Raw genomic sequence first — 16293 nt, 5'->3', positions numbered from 1 at the left:
AACCGTCATGAACACTATCGTACGTCCCGCCCTGGTCCTGTTTGCCGCGCTGACCGTGATCTGCGGCGTCGTCTATCCGTTTGCCACGGCCGGCATCGGGCAACTGGCTTTCAACGATGAAGTCAACGGCAGCATCGTCGAGCGTGGTGGCAAGCCTGTCGGCTCGACCCTGATCGGCCAGTCCTTCACCTCGCCCAAGTATTTCTGGGGCCGCCCATCGGCCACCGCGCCGATGGCGAACAACGGTGCCGGTTCGGGCGGTTCGAACCAGGGGCCGACCAATCCGGCCCTGGTGGACGCCGTCAAGGCGCGCATCGCCGCCCTGCAGGCTGCCGATCCGGGCAACCGCAACCCGATCCCTGTCGACCTGGTGACGGCGTCGAGCAGCGGCCTGGATCCGGAAATCAGCCTGGCGGGCGCCCTGTACCAGGCGCCGCGCGTGGCCCGCGTGCGCGCCATGCCGCTGGCGCAGGTGGAAAACGCCATCGCCAAGGTGCAGAAAACCGCGTATATCGGCTTTTTCGGCGAGCCGCGGGTCAATGTGCTGGAACTGAATCTGGCGCTGGATGCCATGGCAAAGTAAGCTGACAACGGTTGGTTGGCCGGCGTAGGTCGGCGTAGGTCGGCTTAGCGCAGCGTAAGCCGACTTTACCCACGGCGCAGCCAACAATGTCGTCGGATTACGCGCGCCCTTCGGACGCGCTAATCCGACCTACAATGCCCAGGAAGATTAAAATACAACATGCTCCCCAACGACAGCCAACGCCCCGACCCTGATGCCCTGCTGGCGCAAGTGCAGGCACAGGAAAAGAAAGCCGCGCGCGGCCGGCTGCGCATCTATTTTGGTGCCTCGGCCGGCGTCGGCAAGACCTATGCGATGCTGGCGGCCGCACGCAAACTGCTGGCCGATGGCCAGGACTTGCTGGTGGGGGTGGTGGAGACGCATGGGCGCCAGGATACGGCGGCCCAGCTTGACGGCTTGCCCGTGCTTCCCCTGAAGGCCATCGAGTACCGGGGCAAGACCCTGTTCGAGTTCGACCTGGACGAAGCGTTGCGGCGCGCGCCGGCGCTGATACTGATGGATGAACTGGCCCACTCGAACGTGGCCGGTTCGCGCCATCCGAAGCGCTGGCAGGATGTCGAGGAATTGCTGGCGGCCGGCATCGACGTGCTCTCCACCGTGAATGTGCAGCACCTGGAAAGCCTGAACGATGTAGTGGGCGGGATCACGGGCGTGCGCGTGGCGGAGACCCTGCCCGACACGGTATTCGACCGCGCCGATGAGGTGGTGCTGGTCGATATCCCGGCCGATGAACTGCTGCGCCGCCTGAAGCAGGGCAAGGTGTATCAGCCGCTGCAAGCCGAGCGGGCATCGCAGCATTTTTTCCGCAAGGGTAACCTGATCGCCTTGCGCGAACTGGCATTGCGCCGCACGGCGGACCGGGTGCAGGACGACGTGCAGGCTTACCGCGTCGAGAAATCCATCAATCCCGTGTGGAAGACGGGCGCCGCGCTGCTCGCCTGCGTGGGACCGCACGCGGGCGGCGAGCACGTGATCCGCAGCACGGCGCGCCTGGCCAGCCAGCTGAATGCGGAATGGCATGCGCTGTACGTGGAAACACCGCGTCTGCAGCGCCTGCCGGCGGTCCAGCGCGAGCGCATCCTGAAAACCCTGAAACTGGCGCAGGACCTGGGCGCGCGCACGGCCATTGTGCCGTCCGCCGACATCGCCGGCGCCGTGGTCGAGTATGCGCGCAACGCGAATATCTCGAAAGTCATCGTGGGCCGTGGCCGCGCCGGCACGCTGACGCGCCTGTGGCACACGCCGCCAGCCGCGCGCATGGCCAGCCTGGCACCCGATATCGATTTGATCGAGGTGGGCTTGCCGCCTGCCGATGCGGCGCCCCGGCGCGCGGCCGGCGAAGATGCGGAGGCGCCGCGCCGGCCCCCGCGCCATTGGCGCTACATATTGGCCGCCGGCGCCAGCCTGGCCACGGCGCTCGCCTCCGTCCCCTTGCAGCCTTATCTTGACCTGGCCAATATCGCCATGCTGTCCTTGCTGACGGTGGTGCTGGTGGCCGTGCGCCTGGGGCGCGGGCCGGCGGCATTGGCCAGCCTGGTGGGCGTGGCCTGCTTCGATTTCGTCTTCGTGCCACCGCGCTTCTCGTTTGCCGTGGGCGATTTCCAGTATGTGATCACCTTTGGCGTGATGCTGGCCGTGGGCCTGATCACGGGCCACCTGACGGCGGGCCTGCGCTTCCAGGCGCGCGTGGCCTCGCACCGCGAAGCGCGCGCCCGCGCCCTGTATGAATTCTCGCGCGAGCTGTCCGGCGTGCTGCAGACGGAGCAGATTTTCGACATCACGAAAAGCGCCATCGAACGGGCTTTCCGCGCGCGCGCCACCCTGCTGCTGCCCGATGACGAGGGCGGCTTGCAGGCCCCGAACGGCGGCGAGGCGCTCGATATCGGCATTGCGCAGTGGGCCTTCGACCATGCGCAGGCGGCAGGAACGGGGACCGATACCTTGCCGGCTTCGCCCGTTTTCTACCTGCCGCTGATCGCGCCGATGCGCACGCGGGGCGTGCTGGCGCTGCTGCCGCTCGATGGCGCGCAGCGCGGGCGCTGGCTGCTGGTGCCGGAACAGCGCCAGCACCTCGATACCTTTGCCGCGCTGGCGGCCATCGCCCTCGAACGCGTGCACTACATCGACGTGGCCCAGGGCGCGCTGCTGCAGATGGAGTCCGAGCGGCTGCGCAATTCGCTGCTGGCGGCCCTGTCGCACGACTTGCGCACGCCATTGACGTCGCTGGTTGGCCTGGCCGAATCGCTGGCCCTGTCGCGGCCCGCCTTGTCGCCCGCGCAGCTGGACATGGCGCGCTCGCTGCAGTCCGAAACCGTGCGCATGAGCGCCCTGGTGGCGAACTTGCTGGACATGGCGCGCATCGAGAGCGGACAGGTGCGCCTGAACCTGCAATGGCAGGCGCTGGAAGAAGTGGTGGGCAGCGCGCTGCGCGCCAGCGGTCCGCAATTGCAGCAGCATGCCGTGCAGACGCAGCTGGCGCCGGACTTGCCGCTGGTGCGCTACGATGCCGTGCTGGTCGAGCGCGTACTGTGCAACCTGCTGGAAAATGCGGCCAAGTACACGCCGCCGGGCAGCACCATCACGGTCGCGGCCGGGGTGCATGGCCAGTTCCTGCAGGTGGCGGTGTCTGATGATGGCCCGGGTTTGCCGCCGGGCCGAGAAGAAGCCATCTTTGAAAAATTTACGCGCGGCGAGCGCGAGTCGAACAAGCCGGGCGTCGGGCTGGGGCTGGCCATTTGCCGCGCCATCGTCGAAGCCCATGGCGGCACCATCCACGCGCAGCCGCACGCGCCGGGACAGGGCGCCGCCATCGTCTTCAGCCTGCCGCTGGGCACGCCCCCGGCGCCGCCGGAGACCGAGCTCGATGACGCCAACGACCATGAAACAGGAAAACCAACATGAACGAACCTTCCGCCACCGCCTTGCTGGTCGAGGATGAACCGCAAATCCGCCGCTTTGTGCGTGCCGCGCTGGAAGACGAGGGCTGGCAGATTTTCGAATCCGCCACCATGCAGCGGGGCCTGATCGATGCCGGCACGCGCCGGCCCGACCTGATCGTACTGGACCTGGGGCTGCCCGACGGTGACGGCATCGATTTCATCGCCGACATCCGCAAATGGTCGGCCGTGCCCATCATCGTGCTGTCGGCGCGGGTCGACGAGCAGGACAAGATCCGCGCGCTGGACGCGGGTGCCGACGATTATCTGACCAAGCCGTTCGGCGTGGGCGAACTGCTGGCCCGTGTGCGCGCCACCTTGCGCCGTCAGCGCCAGCCCGCCGCCAGCGACGATGGCGTGGTGCAGTTCGGCGACGTGCGGGTCGACCTGAAGGACCGGCTGGTGACGCGCAACAAGCAGCTGGTGCACATGACGCCGACGGAATTCCGTTTGCTGTCGGTACTCGTGAAGAACGCGGGCAGGGTGGTCACCAATCCGCAGCTGCTGCGCGAAGTGTGGGGGCCGTCGAACAGCGAAAACGGCCATTACCTGCGCATCTACATGGGGCATCTGCGCCAGAAGCTGGAAGCCGATCCGGCCCAGCCGCAGTACCTGTTGACGGAAACGGCCGTCGGCTACCGGCTGCTGCTGCCGCTCTAACACCTGTCAATCCCCTGTTGGAAAACAGGCGCCGCGTGCGCCAGGGGGACGCTTTACCCAAAATTTTTGCAGCGGCGGGCCAGCTGCGCCATGTTGGCAAAGGCCCATACCACCAATGAAGAAGAAAAAACCATGAATAAAATGTCACTTGCATTTGCCGTCGCCACAGCCTTTACGGGCAGCCTGGCCCACGCGGAAGAGGCCAAGCCCGATAATGACATCAGCTTCAACGTGGCCGGCGTGTCCGACTACCGTTATCGCGGCATTTCGCAGACGCGCTTGAAACCCGCGCTGCAGGGCGGCGCCGACTATGTCAACAACCCGACGGGCCTGTACGCGGGCGCCTGGGCCTCCACCATCAAGTGGACCAAGGACGCGGGCGGCAGCGGCGACGTGGAAGTGGACCTGTATGCGGGCAAGCGCGGCCAGTTGACCAGCGACGTTGGCTATGACGTGGGCGTGCTGGCGTACGTGTATGCGGACAACGGCTTGAAGCACATCGCCGGCCTGGCCGACGCGGACACGCAGGAAGTCTATGGCCAGCTGTCGTATGGTCCCGCCTACGTCAAATATTCGCACGCCGTCTCGAACCTGTTCGGCATCGTCAACAGCAAGAACAGCGGCTACCTGGACATCGGCGCGACCATCGACCTGACGAACGGCTGGACCGGCAACCTGCATGCGGGCCATCAGAAGGTCAAAAACAACGACGCGGCTAGCTATACGGACTGGAAAGTGGGCGTCACGCGCGACTTCGGTTTAGTGACGGGCGCGCTGGCCGTGATCGGCACGAACGCGGGCAAGTCCGCCTATGCCTCGCCCGTGAATGGCAAATTCATGGGCAAGACGGCGCTGCAGCTGACCGTCAGCAAGACGTTTTAATTGACAGGGAGGAGAGGCGGCGCATGCGCCGCCTTTTTTTACGTGATGCGCCAGGCTAGGCCGGCAGGTTGAAAACGGCGCAGTACAGCTGTCCCAGGCTGACTACGCGGGCGGCGGGAATCTGCGCGGCCAGGGCATGGGCGGGTGCCGCCTGCGTGTCCGTTGCCAGCAGGACGCGCAGGCCCGGATTGACGCTGCGCGCGTGCGCGATGCGGCGCGCCAGGCCTGATTGCGCGGCGGCGTTGACGACACCGTCGAGTGGCACCACCAGCACGCGCGCGGCGATCAGGGCCGACCGGCTGCCCATGGAGTCGCGGCCTTCGCTGTCGATGACGATGTCGTGGTAGCAGTGCACCAGGTGTTCCAGCTCCGGTTGCAAGCCCTTGGCGCTGATGGCGCGCGCCATCAGGCGCGGCCGCGTCAGGCTGCCGTGCATGGCGCCGTCGTGCATGTTCCTGGCTTGCGCCATGGCGCCCTGGCGCGGATCGGCATCGAGCAGCAATACCTTGCGTCCGGCCAGCGCGCGCGAGGCGGCCAGCCGCCCGGCCAGGATGGATTTTTCCATCCCCCCGCGTTCATCCGTGATGGCGATGATCATCTTGGCGCACGGCTGGCATGATGTTGGCAGGGGAGACCAGCTGCAGCAGACAGCCTTCGCGCGGCTCTTCCCTGTCGCTGGCTGTCCATATGGGCAGCTGCATCAATGGATCGAGTGCCGCGGCCAGGGCGGCCTGGCCGGCGGAAGACATGGGCGTCATCGGCAGGCGCAATGCGTCGCGCACCTTGCCCTGCATGGCCAGCGCCGCCTTGACGGGAGCGGGATTCGGTTCGGCAAACAGCAGGCGGATGACGGGCAGCATGGTCTTGAACAGCGCGCCGGCGGCGCCGTGGCGGCCCTGCTTGACGAGGTGGTACAGCTGCGCATACAGGTCGGGGCGTACCTGGGCGGCGGCCGACATGGCGCCGTGGCCGCCCATGGACAGGCTGGCCAGCAGCAGCGCATCGTCGCCGCACAAGACGTCCAGGCGCGTGTCGAGCAGCAGTTCGCCCAGCTGCTGCAGCTTGCCGCCCGCTTCCTTGATGGCGACGAAGTGCGAGTCGCGCGCCAGCAGGGCCGCCGTCTGCGGTTCGATGTTGACGCCCGTGCGGGCCGGCACGTTGTACAGCACGATGGACTGGTCGGTGGCGGCGGCGATCGCCTGGAAATGGCGCACGATGCCATCCTGCGAAGGGCGCACATAGGCGGGTGCGGAGATGAGCAGGCCGGCCAGCGGATGGTCGTTGTAGCGCTGCACCGTGCCGACGACACTGCGCGTATCGCTGCCGCCGATCCCCATTACCACGGGGAAGCAGGGGCCGACGGCTTCGAGCACGCTGTCGAGCAGCATGGTCTGTTCTGCGGCGCTCAGCATGGCCGCTTCACCCGTGGTGCCGCACACCACCAGGCCGTCGATGCCGCTGGCGGCCAGCTCGCACGCGAGTTGCTGGGCCGCGTCGAAGTCGATGTCGCCATCGCCGTCACGGAATGGCGTGACCATCGGCACCCAGATGCCCTGGAAGTGCGCGGTGATGCGCGATGAGGACATCGCGTGGTCGCAGGCATACTGGTTCATAGCGATTTCCCCTGGCTGATACGGCCAAATTCCGCCGCCGGCAGCAGGCGCATGACAGCATCCATGGTCAGGCGCAGGGCCGGTTCCGTCACGCACAGCCAGACTTTCATGCGCTCGGCATGGTCGACCGCCTCGACGCGCATGAACGACAGCATGCCGCCGCAGGTCTTGACGACCAGCTGGCGCAGCTCGGCCAGGCAGGCTTTGTCGACCGTGATGTGCATGAGGAAGGTGGGCAGGCGGGGATGGCGGTGGGGCAGTGCTTGATGCGCTTGATGCGTTTGCAGGCGTGAATGGGGTTCCATGGTGGCTTTGCAGCGGTGGTTGAGGTACGTTCAAGATTAGCAGCGGGGGCGTAAAGATTCTCTAAAAAGCGGGGCCGCCAGCGTAAACGGGCCGTATGCATTGAGCGTGTTGCGTGGATGCCCCGTGCGTATGCTTTTGTTACAAAATTGAATCGTGCTTTCGGGGGCAGGGGTTTATATTGAAAACGTCTCCGCTTTCAGTCAGCCCCGCCATGTCAGACGAAAAAGATCCCCAGCTTCCTCCTTCCACCGATCCCGCAGCGCCAGCATCACCGCCGTCGCGGCCTGACCGGGTGGGCCGCCGGGCACCCGATGATGAGCACCGTGCGCGCGACGCGGCCCCCCGCTACCTGAAGGACAACGATACGCCGCTGGCGCTGGCCTGGCGGGTGATCTCGTCGCGCTACCGCTCCATGCGCGACAAGGCCAGCCGCGATTTCATGCGGCGCACCCTGCGCATCGGCATCTCGGCACGCATTTTCCACCCCGAACCGGGCGCCACTGGCCTGCGCAGCAAGAACCTGCAATACCTGGAAGAGTCGATCGCCCAATGGGTCATGTCGCGCGACGTGCTGGTCTTCATGATCCCGACGGTCAATACCAGCGGCCAGCTACACCCGAGTAATATCACCTTGCGCCACTATGCGCGCCACCTGGACGGCCTGGTGCTGCAGGGCGGCGCCGACGTCTCGCCGCAGACGTATTCCGAGGCAGCCACGCGGCCCGAATGGAACGGCGACCGCGCGCGCGACCTGTACGAACTGGAACTGCTGCACGAATTCGTCGATGCGGGCAAACCCGTGCTGGGCATCTGCCGCGGCTGCCAACTCATCAACGTGGGCTTTGGCGGCACCCTGTACCAGGACATCGCCTCGGATGTGGAAGGCGCCACCTCGCACGTCAACGACCTGTATGACCGTCACCGTCACAGCATCGTCTTCCCCAAAGGCTCGTCGCTGGCGGGCATGTTCCCGAAGGCGGGCGAGGCGCTCGTCAATTCCATCCACCACCAGTCGGTCAAGGACCTGGGACGCGACATCACCGTGGAAGCGTATTCGCAAGGGGACAATATCGTCGAAGCCATCCGCTACCAGCGGGCGCGCTTCGTCATGGGCTTGCAGTGGCACCCGGAATTCCATTCGGCGGGCGGCGTCGAGCTGCTCGATTGCACGCCCATCCTCGATAACTTTTTGCGCGCGGCGCGGGAGACGCGGTTTTGAGTACGCACCTGATCCGCCGGCGCACTGTGCTGGCGGCACTGTTGGCGTTGCCCCTGGCGGGCTTGCGCGCCGCGCCGCGCCCGCATGAGGGGCCGCTGCCGTTTGCGCTGACGTCCGCCGCGCGCGCCCGCACGCTCAAGGCGCGGGTGGCGCCGGCCATTGCCGAACAGGTGGTCAAGGCGGCGCGCAAGGATGCGGCGCGGCCCGTGCACCTGATGGCCGAAGTGCGCACGGGCGGCTTGCTGAAGGGAGAGGGCGGACGCGAGACCAGCCAGCAGGCGCAGGAAGACTGGCGCCAGGCGCGCTTGCAGGCGCTGGCCTGGCGGCTGTCGGGCGAGATGGCGCATTTCGAGGCGGCGCGCCAGCTGCTGCTGGCCTGGAGCGGCAGTTATCAGCCCTCGTTCAGCCCCGTCGACGAGACGGAGCTGGCCAGCCTGCTGATGGGCTATGACCTGGTACAGGAACGCTTGAACGGCGTCGAGCGCGAGCAGGTGCAGGCGTTTTGCCGCACCCTGGCGCACGGGTATTTGAGTGATCCCATCAAGGTGGGCGGCCCGTCCACGGCGCGCAACAACTGGCACAGCCACCGCATCAAGATCGGCACGGCCGCCGCGTATGTCACGGGCGACGCCTTGTTGATCGCGCGGGCGAAGGAACGCTTCCTGGCGCACGTGCCGCGCAATATCGGCGCCGGCGGCGTACCCTTCGACTTCGAGCAGCGCGATGCCCTGCATTACACCACCTACAGCCTGGAGCCGCTGCTGACGACAGCGCTGATGGCGCAGGCGCATGGCGACGACTGGTATGGCGCGCCGGAAGCGCGGCGCCTGGCCGAGGCGCTGGCCTGGCTGGCGCCCTATGCGCAGGGCAGAAAGACGCACGAGGAGTTCGCGAAAAGCGCCGTGCCCTTCGACCGCAAGCGCGTGGCGGCCGGTGAAAAGGGCTTTACGGGGAATTGGGAGCCGAAGGGCGCCGCCAATGTGTACCTGCTGGCGGCACGCTTCGATCCCGCTTGCCTGTCGCTGGCGCTGGAGTTGCGCCCGCCAGCCTGGGCGCTGGCGCTGTACGGAAGCTGATTAAAACTTCGTGCGCACGGTGAACATCACATTGCGCGGTTCGCCGTAGAAGCCCGTCTGGAACAGGCCCAGTCCCGTCAGGTACTTCTTGTCCAGCAGGTTGTTCACGTTGAGGCTGGCCGTGACGTTCTTGCTGATCTCGTAGCGGGCCAACAGGTTGACCAGCGCGTAGCCGCCCTGCTTGATGCGCGAATAGTCCTCGATGGCGGGATTCCAGATATTGCCTTCGTAGCTGCTTTGCCAGTTGACGCCGCCACCGACGGTCAGCTTGTCCAGGCTGGCCGGCAGGCGCCACGTGCCTTGCACGCGCACCAGGTGGGCAGGCTGCGTCGTTTGCAGCATGGTGGAAAACACATCCTTGCCATCCGCGTCGCGCACGTGGGTGTAGGTGTAGCCAGCGCTCAGCTTCACATCCTTGGCCACTTCGCCCGTCACTTCCATTTCCACGCCGCGGCTGGTGACGCCGTCGATGGCTTTATACGCTTCTTCGCCGTTGACTTCGCCCACGGAACTGGCCACGTTGCTTTGACGGATCTGGAACAGGGACGCGCTGGCATTGACCTTGCCGTCGAGGTACTCCGCCTTCACACCCGCTTCCACGCCCTTGCCGCGCACGGGCGACAGGAAGTTGCGGTTGATGTCGCGGTTGCTCTGCGGCGCGAAGATGCTCGTGTAGCTGCCGAACACGGAATAGGTCTTGTCGAGGTCATACACGACGCCCGCATACGGCGTGATGACGTTGTTTTCCTCGATGCGCGAGGTGATGCGCGCGGTGCCGGCGTCGAAGAAGGTGCGGTCCTGTTCCTGCTTGTAGTTGCTGACGCGCGCGCCGACGATGACGGACAGCGCATCGACGGGATGCAGGCGCACGGCGCCATACAAGCCGCTCTGGCGCGTGCTGTCGTTGTCGTCACCCAGGCGCTTGAATGCCGGTTCCGCATACTGGCCGCGCCAGCCGAAATAGCTGCCTTCCACGGGAGGGTAGACCGATTCGTAGACGGGACCATCCTGCTTTGCCGTCGAACTGGAATAGCCGATCATCGCTTCATGCCGGCGGCCAAATGCCGTGAATGGACCGCTGGCATCCACGTTGACGGTGGTCTGGCGGCGGTCGCCCTTGTATTTGCCCATGAAGAAATACGTGCCTGCGCCCGTGACAGGAGCGGGATTGCCGCCGCTGGCCGAACCGAGCACGCTGTCATGCTTGCTGCGCAGCTGGTTGGCGCTCAATTTCACTTTCCACTCGTTGGCGAACGTATGTTCCAGCGAGGTAAACAGCGTGGTGTTCTGCATGTCGCGGCGGCTCCAGTCCGTGGCCGGGTTCCACGAGGTGGGGAAATCCGTGCGGGTGCCATCGGAAAGCAGGACGGGGAAGCCTGTCCAGGTCGAGCCGCTCGGCTTGTAATCCTGGTGCGTGAAGCCTGCCGTGAGCAGGGTGACGGGTGTCAGGTCCGCCTCGATGATGCCGTAGGCGACGGATTTCTGCTGCGTGTAGCGGTCCAGGTAGGAATGCTTGTCCTGGTAGGCGCCCACCAGGCGGCCGCGCACCGTGCGGCTGGCGTTGAGCGGGCCGGAGACATCGGCTTCGCCGCGGTAGTTGTCCCACGATCCCGCGCCCAGGGTGGCCGAACCTTCGAAGCTGGCGGTGGGGCGCTTGCGCACCATGTTGACGGTGGCCGACGGGTCGCCCGAGCCGCTCATCAGGCCCGTCGCGCCCTTCAGCACCTCGATGCGGTCATAGATGGCCATGTCGCTGTTCGTCGTGCCCCAGTCGTAGACGCCGTCATAGATGGCCGATACGCCGTCGTACTGGAAATTGGTGACGGCAAAGCCGCGCGCCTGGAAGCTCCAGCGGTCGCTGTCGTAGTTTTGCACGCTCACGCCATTGACGTTTTTCATGACGTCGGAGACGGCGTTGCTGTTCTGGTCATCCATCTGCTGGCGCGTGACGATGGTCAGCGACTGCGGCGTTTCGCGCTGCGTCAACGCCAGTCCCGTGGCGCCGCTGGCGGGGCCGCCCGTATAGCTGCCCGTGCCGCTGGTGGCGGCGCTGCGCTCGGCGGCCGCCACCACCGTGACGCCGCTCATGACGGCCACGCCGCGGCTGTCCGCCGAAGGGGCGCCGGCGGCGATCTTTTGCAGCAGGTAGCCGCCGTTCGATTGCGGCACGGCTTGCAGGCCGCTGCCCGCCAGCAGCACGCTGAAACCCTCCTGCAGGCTGTAGCTGCCTTGCAGGCCGGCGCTGCGCAAGCCTTGCGTGGCCTCGCTGGAGAACGACAATAAAATGGCGCTGTCGCTGCCAAAGCGCGTCAGCACGTCGCCCAGCGCGCCGGCCGGAATGCTGTAGGTGCGTACTTGCCGGGTTTGCGTCTGGGCCGATGCCGGCAGGGCCAGGGCCATGCCGATTTGCGACAGGGCGCAGGCCAGGACGGTGCGGGTAAGGAGGGAACGCGAAGCGTGGTGCATGGAATAAAACCTTTCGTGGATGCGCAAGATGGAGACTGCCTATCTAAGTAACCCTCAATAAGTTATTGTGTTTTCTGACTTCCATAACCGGCGCTGTGCGGTGTTGCCCGCAGCTAGCAGTGCTCGCACTGCGTCGCTGCAGGCGCCTTGCACAGCATCCGGTTCTGTTCGTCATAAATTCACAATAATTTCCCGAGCATTACTTACCAAGTCACGCGAGCACGGCGAAACAGCTCACTTTGCAGAAAATATTTTTTCAGCGGGCCGCCAGTTCGATGCGCACCACCTGATGACCCCAGAAGCGCGTGACGGTATTGCGCCGCAGCTGCAGGCTGGCGCTGACGGCGTCGAGGATGGCGCTGACATCGGCCAGCGGGTAGGAACCGGACACGCGCAGGCTGGCGACGGCGGGCGCGCAGGCCAGCGGATGGTCGCTGTAGCGCGACAGATCGGCGAGGAAATCGGCCAGGCGCATGTCGCGCGCCACCAGCATGCCGTCCAGCCAGGCGCCGCCATAAGGCGCCAGCGCCTGGCGGTGCAAGCCGGCGCCGTCGAAATGGGCGCCTTCCCCGGGACGCAGCACCAGGCGCTGGCCGCCATCGTCGGCCAGCAAGGCGACGGCGCCTTCGAGCACGCCGGCGCTGGCATATTGCTCGTGCAGGCGCACCGTGAAACGCGTGCCCAGCGCCTGCAGGCTGCCATGCGGCGTGTCGACGAAGAACGGCCGCTGTGCCGCATCCTTGCCGGTGGCGATGAAGATTTCACCGGCCAGCAGTTGAATGCGGCGCTGTTCGCCGTTGTAAACGATATTGACGGCGCTGCTGGTGTTGAGCGTGAGCCGCGTGCCGTCATCGAGGGTCACGACGCGGCGCTGGTTGACGCCGGTGCGGTAGTCGGCCGTCCAGCCGCGCCACGGGCCGCGGCGTTCGAATGCATACAGCGAGGTGCCGCAGGCCAGCAGCAGGGCCAGGGTCTTGACGGCATGGCGGCGCGGCGCATTCGCCTGCACGCAGGCGCGCAGCAGGGTCGCCTGCATGGCGGGCGGCAGGTGTTCATGCTGCGTTTGCAGCTGCTGCCACGCTTGCGTGGCGCTGGCGGCCCGCTGCAGATGGCGTTTTACTGTCGCCAGCGAGATGCCGAGCTGGCGCGCAATGTCTTCCTGCGGCAGCTCGTCGAGCTGGCGCAGTAAAAAAGCCCGTTTCACGGGAGGCGGCAAGCCGTCGAGCATGCGGTCGAGTTCAAACACGGTGGCCAGCAGCAGCGACCGTTCCTCGGGCGATGGCGCATGCCGGGGCGGCAGTTGCGCCAGCACGTCGAGGTAAGCCTCTTCAAGTTTCAGACGGCGGTAGTGGTTGAACAGCACGCGCTGCGCGACGGTGGCGAGAAAGGCGCGCGGCTCGCGCGCGGCGACGGCGTCTTCGCGGTCGAGCAGGCGCACGAAGGTGTCATGCGCCATATCGGCCGCGCACGCCGTGCTGCCGAGTTTTTTGCGCAGCCAGCCCTGCAGCCAGCCATGGTGGTCGGCATACAGTGTCGCAATGTCCTGGCGTTGTAGCGGCTCTGCCAGCGGCATCGCATTCCCCTTGCATGGCCGGCCCTGCCGGGCTGGTGTTTTTAAACAATAATAAGAATCATTCTCACTTATTGTAACAAGCGGGGGCGGGGGCTGTAAATGACGGGGGCGGCGGGTGTGGTTTTTTGGCTTTGCGCTGTTGGGGTAAAAGTCACGATGACCGGCAAAACCGTCGCGAGCGGAAGGGAGAGGCGGCCAAGAAGACTGTAGGTCGGATTAGCGCGCAAGCGCGTAATCCGACGCCAGCACTGGCGCTAACAATATTGTCGGATTACGCCCTATGGGCTAATCCGACCTACGCTTCTGATTGCACCCCAAAAGCAAGATCCGGGGTCGGAGCCCGAGGGTCTCACCCCGGCAGTTCAGGTGTTGGGGTGAACGGGCCAGGCCTCAATAATTCATGGGTTCGCCCCGGAAGCAGCGGATCGCCGAATCGACCATGCCCTCGGCGCTGCCCTGCAGGCTGTGCTGCTTGCGCAGATATTGGGCGTCGCTCCACTGCTTGGCCACGTCCGACAGGTGTTTCAGGGCTGGCGTGCTGCCCAGCGCCTCGGCGTGCGGTTCCATCTTGCGCAGGGTGGTCATGATGTCTTCGCGCAGCGACATCGTTTCGTAGGTTTTCGGGTGCGTGATGGCGCCATCGAGGCCGAAGCGGCAAGCCTGGAAGCGGTTGTAGTTATACACGAGGTAATCGTCTTCCACCGGCGGCGTTTCGCGGCGTTCGAGCAGGTAGCGGCACAGGGCCTGCAGGTAGGCGGCCAGCGCGGCGGCCCGCTCCACCGTCAGCGGCGTGTCGCACACGCGCAGTTCGATGGTGCCGAATTCCGGCTTGGGACGGATATCCCAGTAAAAATCCTTCATGCTCTTGATGATGCCCGTGTTCTCCATCTTGGCGAAATACTCGTTGGAGAACTGGTCCCAGCTGAGGGTGAACGGCGCGCGCCCGCTCATGGGAAACGCAAACACGGAGTTCAGGCGGGCCGAATCGAACAGGGTGTCGCGTCCCTGCACGTAGGGCGAGGAAGCCGACAGGGCGATGAAGTGGGGGATGTAGCGGTTCAGCGAATGCAGCAGGAACATGGCGTCGTCGCCCGAGGCGCAGCCGATGTGCACGTGCTGGCCGAAGATGGTGAACTGCTTGGCCAGGTAGCCGTACAGTTCCGAGATTTCCTGGAAACGGGGCTTGGAAAAGATCTTTTGCGATGACCATTGCTGGAACGGGTGCGTGCCGCCGCCCGCGATGCCGATATTGAGCTTGTCGCCGGCCGTGATCAAGGTGTCGCGGATTTCCTGCAACTGCTCCAGCAGGGGACCGTGATGCGTGTGCACGCTCGAGTTGATCTCGATCATGCTCTCGGTAATTTCCGGCGTGACGTTGCCGGGAAATGGTTTTTTATTCAGCAGATGCAGCAGGTCGGGGCTGGCGGCCGTCAAGTCATAGTCCGACAGGTTTACCAGTTGCAGTTCGAGTTCGACGCCGAAGGTCAGCGCGGCCGATTGGCCAAAGGGTTCCAGCGGCATTTAGCGCTCCTTGATTTCGTGGGTTTCTTTGGCCAGCATCAGCACGCGCTGCACCAGCACGGGGCCGACCAGTTCCAGGCCCAGGGTGATGGCGGCCAGGGCGTTCAATTCGTCGCCGAAGTTCACGCCATGCTGGCGCGCGTGTTCCAGCAGCAGGATGATGAAGACGGAGACGGGCGTCAGCGCCACGCCCGTCAGCACGCCCTTGCGCCAGGAAATGCCGCTCACATGCGAGAACGCGGCCACGCCGACGACCTTCGTCAGCAGGCGGCCGCCGACGACGGCCAGTGCCAGGCCCGCGCCGGCTGCCACGCTGGCCCATTCCAGGGTCGAGGCGGCATACACGAACAGCAGCACCGTCAGCAGCTCGCCCAGCGCGCCGAAATTGCGCTGCGCCTGGCTGAAGGCGACGCGGCGGTGGCGCGCCACCAGGCCGAAGGTGAGGGTGGCCAAGAGCGGCGACAGGCTGGTGGTGTAGGTGAGGGCGACGAGCAGCATCACCGACAGCGCGAACGCCACGGTGGCATCCTGCGCCATATTGCCCAGGCGGCGCAGCATGGCCGGCACGACGATGCCGAAGACGGTGCCGGCGGCCACGGAGGCGGCCAGCACGGCGGCGCTGCTGCTGCTCGCCTCGATCAGGTCGGTGGAGCTCTGGAACATCCAGAAGCCGACGATGATGTTGAACGTGAAGACGGCCAGCACGCAATTGAGGGCGGTGAGGTGGACGATGCGTTCCGTGACCTGGCCCGAGCTGCGTTCCTCGTTGATGACGCGCATGATGGTGGCCGGCGAGGTGGACATGGCCAGCGACGCCAGCAGCAGCGCCGTCATCGAAGTGCTGCCGAATTCGATGCCGATGAAGTAGACGACGGCAAAGGTCAGCAGGGATTCCACCAGGCCCGTGACGGCGATCCAGGGATTGTTCTTCAGCCAGCGCAGGTTGATGCGGTAGCCCACCTCGAACAGGATCAGGCCGAAGGCCACGTCGGCCAGCACCAGCATGGGGCCGGCGTCCGTCTGCGGCAGGATGCCCACCTGCGTTTGCGCGAGGACGAAACCGATCACGCCGTAAAAACTGATGCGCGGCAGGCCAGTCCAGCGGTGGCCGAATTCGCCCACCACCCAGGCCAGGGTAATGGCGAACGGCCAGGACAGGTCGGCGGCGATCGAGATCAGACTTTGCATGCTCATTCCTTTGAAAATGGCGCTGGCACCGGCCGGCAGCACGGGGCTGGCGCGGCAATGTCGTGGTGCAGCGATGGTGCATTGTTTGCGCAGAGCGATGCGCCGATTCTACCGGAGCAGAAGGCGCGCACGATGTGCGCAATCGAACAGTGTCGCGGCCATGGCGGCCGCGCACAGGATGCAGCAGGTTGGGCAGGGCTGGTATCAGCGTATGGTACCCGCCCGCAGCGGAGATGCTCCGCACGGTAGTGCCGTGTCGCAGTGTACGGC

13 protein-coding genes and 1 pseudogene are annotated in these 16293 nt (G+C 65.5%); 6 read left to right on the top strand and 8 right to left on the bottom strand.

Annotated features, from left to right (window positions below; all coding sequences use genetic code 11):
• Nucleotides 1–7: 7 nt before the first annotated feature.
• From kdpC to CSQ91_RS17270, 4 genes are all read left to right on the top strand, one after another.
• Nucleotides 8–583 (top strand): potassium-transporting ATPase subunit KdpC, encoded by a 576-nt coding sequence (kdpC, locus tag CSQ91_RS17285; RefSeq protein ID WP_034780301.1) that lies wholly within the window; start codon nucleotides 8–10, stop codon nucleotides 581–583.
• Nucleotides 584–742: 159 nt separating this feature from the next.
• A complete protein-coding gene (locus CSQ91_RS17280) occupies nucleotides 743–3484 on the top strand; it encodes a DUF4118 domain-containing protein (protein WP_099389054.1) in 2742 nt (913 codons plus the stop codon).
• On the top strand, nucleotides 3481–4179 hold the full coding sequence (kdpE, locus tag CSQ91_RS17275) for a two-component system response regulator KdpE (RefSeq protein WP_034746496.1): 699 nt from the start codon (nucleotides 3481–3483) through the stop codon (nucleotides 4177–4179). Before CSQ91_RS17280 ends, kdpE begins: the two co-directional genes overlap by 4 nt.
• 132 nt (nucleotides 4180–4311) lie before the next feature.
• Nucleotides 4312–5061, top strand: coding sequence for a TorF family putative porin (locus CSQ91_RS17270; protein ID WP_099389300.1), 750 nt, complete (start codon nucleotides 4312–4314; stop codon nucleotides 5059–5061).
• A gap of 55 nt (nucleotides 5062–5116) precedes the next feature.
• Here CSQ91_RS17270 and CSQ91_RS17265 read toward each other — a convergent pair whose 3' ends face one another.
• From CSQ91_RS17265 to CSQ91_RS17255, 3 genes are read right to left on the bottom strand one after another with little or no spacing between them, the layout of a single operon-like run.
• Complete coding sequence (locus tag CSQ91_RS17265) at nucleotides 5117–5626, bottom strand: cobyrinic acid ac-diamide synthase (protein WP_231958290.1); 510 nt, start codon at nucleotides 5624–5626, stop codon at nucleotides 5117–5119.
• A 10-nt stretch (nucleotides 5627–5636) separates the two neighbouring features.
• Nucleotides 5637–6674, bottom strand: a complete 1038-nt coding sequence (gene dapA, locus CSQ91_RS17260) for a 4-hydroxy-tetrahydrodipicolinate synthase (RefSeq protein ID WP_099389053.1) — start codon at nucleotides 6672–6674, stop codon at nucleotides 5637–5639.
• Complete coding sequence (locus tag CSQ91_RS17255) at nucleotides 6671–6979, bottom strand: hypothetical protein (RefSeq protein ID WP_225317423.1); 309 nt, start codon at nucleotides 6977–6979, stop codon at nucleotides 6671–6673. Before CSQ91_RS17255 ends, dapA begins: the two co-directional genes overlap by 4 nt.
• A 212-nt stretch (nucleotides 6980–7191) precedes the next feature.
• On the opposite strand from CSQ91_RS17255, the gene CSQ91_RS17250 reads away from it, so the two are divergent.
• Both CSQ91_RS17250 and CSQ91_RS17245 read left to right on the top strand, forming a co-directional pair.
• The gene (locus tag CSQ91_RS17250) at nucleotides 7192–8199 is read left to right on the top strand and encodes a gamma-glutamyl-gamma-aminobutyrate hydrolase family protein (protein WP_034780288.1); all 1008 of its coding nucleotides are present in this window, start codon (nucleotides 7192–7194) and stop codon (nucleotides 8197–8199) included.
• The gene (locus tag CSQ91_RS17245) at nucleotides 8196–9275 is read left to right on the top strand and encodes an alginate lyase family protein (protein WP_099389052.1); all 1080 of its coding nucleotides are present in this window, start codon (nucleotides 8196–8198) and stop codon (nucleotides 9273–9275) included. Before CSQ91_RS17250 ends, CSQ91_RS17245 begins: the two co-directional genes overlap by 4 nt.
• Here the strand turns inward: CSQ91_RS17245 and CSQ91_RS17240 are convergent, their stop codons facing one another.
• The 5 genes and pseudogenes from CSQ91_RS17240 to CSQ91_RS17225 form a co-directional block, all read right to left on the bottom strand.
• On the bottom strand, nucleotides 9276–11741 hold the full coding sequence (locus tag CSQ91_RS17240) for a TonB-dependent siderophore receptor (protein ID WP_143451044.1): 2466 nt from the start codon (nucleotides 11739–11741) through the stop codon (nucleotides 9276–9278). It abuts the gene before it with no gap.
• Nucleotides 11742–11997: 256 nt separating this feature from the next.
• Nucleotides 11998–12777 (bottom strand): FecR family protein, encoded by a 780-nt coding sequence (locus CSQ91_RS29280; protein WP_257217406.1) that lies wholly within the window; start codon nucleotides 12775–12777, stop codon nucleotides 11998–12000.
• Nucleotides 12778–12831: 54 nt separating this feature from the next.
• A pseudogene (locus CSQ91_RS29275) lies at nucleotides 12832–13314 on the bottom strand (sigma-70 family RNA polymerase sigma factor); the annotation flags it as partial.
• A gap of 390 nt (nucleotides 13315–13704) precedes the next feature.
• The gene (locus CSQ91_RS17230; protein ID WP_034780287.1) at nucleotides 13705–14835 is read right to left on the bottom strand and encodes a YbdK family carboxylate-amine ligase; all 1131 of its coding nucleotides are present in this window, start codon (nucleotides 14833–14835) and stop codon (nucleotides 13705–13707) included.
• Entirely contained in the window at nucleotides 14836–16023 is a 1188-nt protein-coding gene (locus CSQ91_RS17225) for a cation:proton antiporter (RefSeq protein ID WP_034780723.1), read from the bottom strand.
• Nucleotides 16024–16293 lie beyond the last annotated feature (270 nt).

It is taken from the genome of Janthinobacterium sp. BJB301 (assembly GCF_002735685.1).
In the GTDB taxonomy this organism is placed as follows: Bacteria; Pseudomonadota; Gammaproteobacteria; order Burkholderiales; family Burkholderiaceae_D; genus Janthinobacterium; species Janthinobacterium lividum.
This window is presented reverse-complemented; position numbering and strand designations above follow the sequence as displayed.

What these genes read in the sequence shown, in the direction of transcription:
- kdpE (WP_034746496.1), top strand. Translation starts at nt 3,481, where the DNA reads ATGAACGAACCTTCCGCCACCGCCTTGCTGGTCGAGGATGAACCGCAA.
- CSQ91_RS17250 (WP_034780288.1), top strand. Translation starts at nt 7,192, where the DNA reads ATGTCAGACGAAAAAGATCCCCAGCTTCCTCCTTCCACCGATCCCGCA.
- dapA (WP_099389053.1), bottom strand. Translation starts at nt 6,674, where the DNA reads ATGAACCAGTATGCCTGCGACCACGCGATGTCCTCATCGCGCATCACC.
- CSQ91_RS17225 (WP_034780723.1), bottom strand. Translation starts at nt 16,023, where the DNA reads ATGCAAAGTCTGATCTCGATCGCCGCCGACCTGTCCTGGCCGTTCGCC.
- CSQ91_RS17240 (WP_143451044.1), bottom strand. Translation starts at nt 11,741, where the DNA reads ATGCACCACGCTTCGCGTTCCCTCCTTACCCGCACCGTCCTGGCCTGC.
- CSQ91_RS29280 (WP_257217406.1), bottom strand. Translation starts at nt 12,777, where the DNA reads ATGCAGGCGACCCTGCTGCGCGCCTGCGTGCAGGCGAATGCGCCGCGC.
- CSQ91_RS17270 (WP_099389300.1), top strand. Translation starts at nt 4,312, where the DNA reads ATGAATAAAATGTCACTTGCATTTGCCGTCGCCACAGCCTTTACGGGC.
- kdpC (WP_034780301.1), top strand. Translation starts at nt 8, where the DNA reads ATGAACACTATCGTACGTCCCGCCCTGGTCCTGTTTGCCGCGCTGACC.
- CSQ91_RS17265 (WP_231958290.1), bottom strand. Translation starts at nt 5,626, where the DNA reads ATGGAAAAATCCATCCTGGCCGGGCGGCTGGCCGCCTCGCGCGCGCTG.
- CSQ91_RS17255 (WP_225317423.1), bottom strand. Translation starts at nt 6,979, where the DNA reads ATGGAACCCCATTCACGCCTGCAAACGCATCAAGCGCATCAAGCACTG.
- CSQ91_RS17280 (WP_099389054.1), top strand. Translation starts at nt 743, where the DNA reads ATGCTCCCCAACGACAGCCAACGCCCCGACCCTGATGCCCTGCTGGCG.
- CSQ91_RS17230 (WP_034780287.1), bottom strand. Translation starts at nt 14,835, where the DNA reads ATGCCGCTGGAACCCTTTGGCCAATCGGCCGCGCTGACCTTCGGCGTC.